Annotated in this window: 4 protein-coding genes and 1 pseudogene; 1 reads left to right on the top strand and 4 read right to left on the bottom strand. The window is 38.4% G+C overall.

Annotated features, from left to right (window positions below; translation table 11 throughout):
* Positions 1-44 precede the first annotated feature (44 nt).
* Positions 45-1,229, top strand: a complete 1,185-nt coding sequence (locus tag DW965_RS18115) for a site-specific integrase (RefSeq protein ID WP_015552515.1) — start codon at positions 45-47, stop codon at positions 1,227-1,229.
* A gap of 310 nt (positions 1,230-1,539) precedes the next feature.
* Here the strand turns inward: DW965_RS18115 and DW965_RS18110 are convergent, their stop codons facing one another.
* From DW965_RS18110 to DW965_RS18095, 4 genes and pseudogenes are all read right to left on the bottom strand, one after another.
* Positions 1,540-2,037 (bottom strand): nucleotidyltransferase domain-containing protein, encoded by a 498-nt coding sequence (locus tag DW965_RS18110; RefSeq protein WP_009247521.1) that lies wholly within the window; start codon positions 2,035-2,037, stop codon positions 1,540-1,542.
* A gap of 84 nt (positions 2,038-2,121) precedes the next feature.
* Complete coding sequence (locus DW965_RS18105; protein WP_009247522.1) at positions 2,122-3,666, bottom strand: ATP-binding cassette domain-containing protein; 1,545 nt, start codon at positions 3,664-3,666, stop codon at positions 2,122-2,124.
* 453 nt (positions 3,667-4,119) lie between these two features.
* Entirely contained in the window at positions 4,120-4,497 is a 378-nt protein-coding gene (locus DW965_RS18100; RefSeq protein ID WP_009247523.1) for a TnpV protein, read from the bottom strand.
* A 26-nt stretch (positions 4,498-4,523) separates the two neighbouring features.
* Positions 4,524-5,662 (bottom strand): annotated as a pseudogene (locus DW965_RS18095) (plasmid recombination protein).
* Between the last annotated feature and the right edge of the window lie 196 nt (positions 5,663-5,858).

Here is a 5,858-nt window from a genome sequence, read left to right as displayed (position 1 = left end):
CGAACTGATTGTACTTCTTGCACATTTATGTAAGGAGTGAAATCATGGCAAAAGACCCTATTAAGAAAGCAGAAAACGGAACTTATTATTTTAGAGCAAACTTAGGTTTCCACCCGATTACCGGAAAACAGATTCAGAAATACAAAAGCGGATTCAAGACAAAAAAGGAAGCCAGAGAAGCATATTCAAAGCTTATGCTTACATCCACAGAGGAATTGACAGAAAAGAAACAGCAGCTATCCTTTCAGCAGTTCATTGAAGAGACTTACCTACCTTGGTATAAAACACAGGTAAAGGAAAGTACCTATCTGAACCGCCGTTCTACCATTCAGAAACATTTTTCATACTTTTACAAAATGACGGTGGATGAGATAGAACCCATTAACGTCCAAAACTGGCAGCTTGAACTCGCAAAAGAATTTAGTCCAAACTATATCCGTATTGTACAGGGTATGCTCTCCATTGCCTTTGACAGAGCAGTTGTTCTCGGTCTTGCAAAGAAAAATCCGTCACGAATGATAGGAAACATCAAGAGCAAGAAAACAAAAGTGGATTTTTGGACACTGGATGAATTTCAAAAGGTAATTTCCCTACTCTACAAGGGCGATTATTACGAACATTACCTTTTCATTTCATACTGGCTCCTGTTTATGACTGGAATGAGAATCGGAGAAGCCGCAGCCCTGCAATGGTCGGATATCAACTTTGAAACCGGACTTTTAAGTATAACGAAAACGCTGTACTATAAAACAATAGACGAATACAAATTTGTGGAACCAAAGACACAAGCCAGTATTCGCACTATCTATATTGACACAGATACCATTAAAGAATTAAAAGCATGGCAGGAAGTACAGCAAAAGGTTTTAAAGGACTGTGACCTTGTACTAAGCTATAATGGGATTCCCACCAGTAAGCACACCCTCCCACGGGCATTAGAAAAACTTGCTGGATTGGCAGGCGTACACCGTATCAAAATTCATGCACTCAGACATTCCCATGCTTCCCTGCTCATCAGTATGGGAGAAAATCCTTTATTGATTAAAGAACGTCTGGGGCATGAAAAGATACAGACCACGTTAGGAACCTATGGACATTTATATCCCAACACCAACGTGGAAGTTGCCAAAAAATTAACTGGCGTTCTCACTTATACTCCGGCAACAACCAGTGTTGCCGATTACACCAGCAATCAGCATACAGCAATCTATCACAGAGCAGTTGAATAAAAAAATGCAATCAAAATGCAATTCTAAAAGAAAAGAGCCTCAAAACCCTTGAAAATAAAGGCTTTGAAGCTCTGCTCCAACTATTCAAACTCTACAAAGACTAACGCTTTTTGTTTAGGAATTATTCTCTGTAATGTTTCTCGTTCTTTTGATTATTTGATATATCCATATTATCCTGCCTATACGAGCTAATGTTATCATTTTGTTATCGGCATTGATAACACCTACTCGATAACTGTGGATAATAACTATATGTAGCATGTCAAATTATAAGCTATTTTGCTTAGAGATTCAACACAAAACTGAAATTTTACTTTTCCTTATATTCATCTGGTATTGCTATTTGAAATGTTTCACACAACAGCATCACATCATGCACATCATTTTTATCGTGTTCATATCCCAAATGAAGCATTACCTGACTCAATGGTTCAATACAAGAAACAGTTATATCTCCAACTTTTCCAATACCGGAAAAAGTTTTTGATGGAAATATATCTCCCTCATAAACAATTCCGTCATCTGTAAATTCAAAACAATGTAAATCAATGATTCTTTGTTTATCATCTTTCCAGACAGTATGACCATCCGTTGTATAATCAGTATTTACTTCCTCAAATCCATGCTGCTTAATCACATAAATATAATCATGATAATGTTTCAGTTCAACAAACAAATCAATATCATTGTGTATTCTTGATTCTCTTTTAAGAAGTGCATCAACACCCCATCCGCCATCTAAATATACTTTAATTTCGTTTTGCAAAGCATATTTTATAATTTCACATGCATCTTCTGTACGTACCATAATCTATCCTCCAAATTCAAATCTTTGTATGCTTTCCAACTCACTAAAAGCCTGAAATTTGTCAGTCTTTCATCCTTTTTGTTATCAATCACCAATTAGCTGTAATCCATTAGGATTTAGCTGATATATTTTATCGCACACCTCTTCAATATACTTTCTATCGTGAGAAATGCTAATGACAGCCCCCGGAAATTCTCGGAGCATTTTTCTTATTACCGGACCGGACAATGGTGAAAAATTTCTTGTCGGTTCATCCAGAATAAGAACATTTGCACCACTTAAGCTCATCCTCAAGAGAAGCACTTTCGCCTTTTGTCCGCCTGATAACTCCCGAATCGGATGCTCCATTTCATCTGGTGTGTATTTAAGTGAACCAAGGTATGTTCTAATTCTTGTACGCTCTTCTTTATCTCCTGTTTTATCAAGGTAATCAACCGGTGTAACATCCAAATCCAGCAGGTCTTCATAAGTTTGAGGCATATATTCTGCTTTAATGTCATTCCGATTTAGGAGTTCTTCCGCTATCTTTTTTAGAAGAGTCGTTTTTCCTGCCCCGTTGGCTCCTATCATACAGATTTTTTCTGAACCTTTTATTTTTAAATGAATTCCTTCTGCTAAAATTCTTTTGCCATCCGGAGTCACAAGCTTTGAAAGTTCATATTCTATGACCGTTTTTCCTGCGGGAATGTGTGAGTTTTCATCCCCTAATTTGACAAAGATTGCTTCTTCCTGTTCCGGCATCTGAGTCATATTTTCATCTTCTTTTTCAAATCTTCGTTCCATTGCCTTAACCGTATGCATTTTGTCCTTTAAGTTTTTGGCAACAGACGGTGCTTGTCTGGTACAACTTCTTAATGCACCTTGTACACTCTGCATAACTCTTTGATATTTTTCATCGCGAATCTTTTTCTCCCTACGGTCACTCAGTGCCCGCTGTTTTTGGATTTCAAATTTATGAAGCCGTTCTTCCACATAGCGTCTATAGGGAAGCTTTGCCACGGTATATCTCGCCTTTGTTTTTCGTATAATCTGCTCGATATGTATCACCATGTTGGCAGTACGCTCTATCAGCGTTTCATCGTGTGAAATAAAAAGCACAATGTGCTTCCAGTCATTTATGATTTTTTCCAGTAATGTAAGCGTCGCAATGTCGATGTCATTGGAAGGTTCGTCCAACAACAGCACAGAAACATCGCGAATGAAAAGCCTCATAAGTTGTGTCTTGACTTTTTCGCCTCCTGAAAGACTACCCATTGTCTGGTTACTGTAGAAAAAATCATTTTTCATTCCAAATTTTCCCGCAATAACAGACAATTCTTTAGGCGTTTTCTCCCAGAATATTTCCTCTTCAGAAAAATATTCGTATATTGTTTTTTCCTTATCTTCATCGAGCATCTCCTGCGGAAGATAACCAAGACGTTCGTGTCCCATTATCCTTTCCCCATCTGCTTCTATATAGTTTTCTACAAGCGACGGATTGTATATCCACTTCATTAATGTCGATTTCCCATTTCCCTCTTCTCCAATAATAACTGCCTTATCTCCATCATTTAGCACAAGGTTGAAATCATTAAGAATTATTCTCAGGTCTTTTTTATGTGTTAAATTTAATTTTTTTATCTGCAACATTAAAGTTTCTCCTTTTCGAAGTCTGAGCCAATTATTATTTTGAACACACAAAAACGAGTCTTTTTTGCATACGCAAAAATAGACTCGCTAAATAGCCCCTTATTTCTTTTCCAAAAGGAAAACAAAGGAAATGCCTCTTGCGATAATCCAACTTAAGCGTACACAAAACAAACCTATTCTCTACAGGCTCAATAACTATATGTGTCTTACTTAAATCAAATTATCTATTAATCATTTCCTCACCTTACACAAAATGTGCCTTTCTTTCTTCTAATGGCAATACTATCATACTGTATTTTTTGTGTCAATACATTTCACCTTATGGAAGTGCAAATTAAAATTTTCACTTCCTAATTATACATCCAACCATTACGAAATTCAATCTTTCACAACCTCTTTACAACCACAACCACAGCACTCCAGCAAACGCAGGAGCACCATACCGTAAAACGCTTATGTGTAAATCAACTCCGTTCCTACAACTTCCCTCACACAAGCCTGAATATTATTCATTCTTCCAATCCATTCGTAGGGATTATCTTTCTTTAATTGTTCCGTCACATCTTGTCTGTCGGCATATTCCTTTACCAGTCGAAGAAACATATCCTCTGCTTGCTTATCGACTTCTGCAAGATAACTATGCAGCTTTCCGCTTGTCAGCAGGTTCATATATAACACTTTATAGTGTTCCTTTAAATGCCTTGCATGTCGTTTCCCCCATAAACCAATCGGCTCTATTTCTTCTTCGGCTGGTACTGTGATGTTCGGCAATAAATAATCACCCACCTGTCTATAAGTTCCGCCCATTTCTTCAAAAATTGTCTTTGTCATTTTCCTTTTCCTCCTGTGATTTTTGTCTATCGTGATCGTGTATTATCACGCTTGCGACCTTTAACTGTTCTTGCCTGCTCCAACAAATCATCTATCTGTTTGCGACCAAAAACCTTACGGAGCAGGCTGTAATCTTTATTTTCTGCTTTTAGGATTTTGTTTTCTTCGGTCAATCTTTCATTGACTTTCTCCAAACGCTGATTGGTGCGGTATAACTGTGCATTCGCTGTATTCAGCCTATGATAGTTGTCCCACCCCTCAAAGCAGCGGGCAAGCACCGTTTTGACAAGTTGCTTCAATTTCCTTACAACCGGCTCTGCCATTTTGGTTTATATGCCTTTGCAGTCATAAATTTCTCTGGTTCTGGCAACTGATATTTCGGTGCAGTATCAAGCTCTATTTCAAGATTTGACAGCTCGTCTTTTGCCTTATCATAGTTCAATACTCGTTCCGACAACACATCAAATTCAATCTGTTTCTGCTCGATTTTCGCACCTAATGCCGCCACTTCTTTTTCTCTTTCCTGCTTTTTATAATCCAAAACAGAAAGATGTTTTTCGTGTGTGCCTAAATGTTCCCACTCAATCCCATAACGTTCCATCACCGCCGCAAGCTGTTCTTTTTCGGACTGTATCCATTGCGACCACTCCGTATCGCCACGACTGCCGCCCTTAAAACCTTGCGTTGCAAGAGCCTGCTTTAGTGACACTCTTGTATCAAGTCCACGCTTGCTGCCTGTGGTAAAAGGTACAAAATCTATGTGCAGATGTGGTGTAGCTTCATCCATATGCAGATGAGCCGAGAACACCCGAAGCTGTGGATTTCGCTCCTGAAAACCCTGATAGTATTCATCTAAAATCTGCTTTGCCAGTTCTCCGTTTTCCGTATCGGCGTTCATATTTCCCTTACCGCCCACCTGTAAAATGATTTCGTGGAACGGTTTTTCCTGCTTGGAACTTCGGATTTTTTCATAATAATCTTTTATCTTTCGGTCTGACCTTATCTGCTTGGCATTGTATCTTTCCAATGCTTCATCAAACAATTCGTGATAAACTGTCTTTATATTTTCATTGCAGTAGTCGATATTGAGATGAGTACGAGTTCCGTCTACATTTTCTGCTCGGAACTTTCGGCTATTGTGATTGACCGAGCCTTTACCGACCATTGCACTTATCGTTCTCTGCATTTTTTCATCTCCCATCTGTAAATTTCAACATTCTCAGGTTTGTTACTTTTGTCAAAAGTAACGCAAAAGCACTTTTGACGGGTACACCCATCAAAAATGCGACCTGTAAACAGGTTTTGACGGGTACACCCATCAAAAATGCGACCTGTAAACAGGTTTTGCGCTCCGAAGGCTC

The organism is Blautia sp. AM47-4, from assembly GCF_003479865.1.
Classification (GTDB): domain Bacteria; phylum Bacillota; class Clostridia; order Lachnospirales; family Lachnospiraceae; genus Fusicatenibacter; species Fusicatenibacter saccharivorans.
Note: the sequence above shows the minus strand (reverse complement) of the source record. Positions and strands in the feature narration are given on the sequence as shown.

What these genes read in the sequence shown, in the direction of transcription:
- DW965_RS18115 (WP_015552515.1), top strand. Translation starts at nt 45, where the DNA reads ATGGCAAAAGACCCTATTAAGAAAGCAGAAAACGGAACTTATTATTTT.
- DW965_RS18100 (WP_009247523.1), bottom strand. Translation starts at nt 4,497, where the DNA reads ATGACAAAGACAATTTTTGAAGAAATGGGCGGAACTTATAGACAGGTG.
- DW965_RS18110 (WP_009247521.1), bottom strand. Translation starts at nt 2,037, where the DNA reads ATGGTACGTACAGAAGATGCATGTGAAATTATAAAATATGCTTTGCAA.
- DW965_RS18105 (WP_009247522.1), bottom strand. Translation starts at nt 3,666, where the DNA reads ATGTTGCAGATAAAAAAATTAAATTTAACACATAAAAAAGACCTGAGA.